We start from the raw sequence: 778 nt of genomic DNA on the forward strand, positions 1-778 counted from the left end.
AAAGTGCTTGAGCAAGCCCAAAAACCGGGTTCCCAAAGAAGTAGTCATAGCGCTTGCCTTGGCTCTTCTTGATGAAAAAACCTTCAAACAGGACTTTGCAGCACTCTGTAATAGCATAACGGCTGAGGACCTCGCCGAGCTGGAAGGGAGCACAGCCAAAACGATCTGCTCAACCCTTGCTGAAAAGCACAACCTCTGCGGCGCGTTTCCAGAAAAGCCTCTCTGGGCACTTGCTTTTTGGGCTGTCCAAAAAGGATGGTTCAAGAAGGATGGGAAAAACACGACCAAGTGATTTTGGGCGTATCCTTCGGGGTACGCCCTTCTTCTTTTGATGTCTGTAAGATGATGTTTCATCTTCCGATACTCCTTCTAAAAAAGTGAAGCCCTCCGCGTATGCAGAGGGCAAAATGGCTGCTCGCACTATTTCGAGCATGTATTTACTATACGAAAAAATGCAGCAAAAGTCAAGATAGCTTATTTTCACAACAAACACGATGAAACTTCATCGCATATTAATGAAAAAATTGCTTCAAGTAGCATCTTTTTTACAAATATACATCTCTTTAAAAGGTGTATTTTCAATGTTGCGGTGAATATACACAGCACGAGTAGATGTAACGGTGTTCGTGCACTGCTTTGATGGATGTACGATGTGCCAACGATGCCGCGAACATCTACACCGCCTTAACGATGCCTAAAACATCGTTTTACTGAAAACATTGCCAGAAGCGTTTACCATGCGATGAAGACACAAAAGGGGGTGTACCAAACGACACAC

General features: G+C 44.2%; 1 protein-coding gene. It reads left to right on the plus strand.

Annotation, left to right across the window (positions count from 1 at the left end; all coding sequences use genetic code 11):
• Positions 1 to 292: hypothetical protein (locus ACQRCJ_RS12445; RefSeq protein ID WP_427799942.1), on the plus strand; the 292-nt coding region annotated here is incomplete at its 5' end.
• Positions 293 to 778: the final 486 nt, after the last annotated feature.

The sequence above is a fragment of the Desulfovibrio sp. SGI.102 genome (genome assembly GCF_050314315.1).
Lineage (GTDB): Bacteria > Desulfobacterota > Desulfovibrionia > Desulfovibrionales > Desulfovibrionaceae > Desulfovibrio.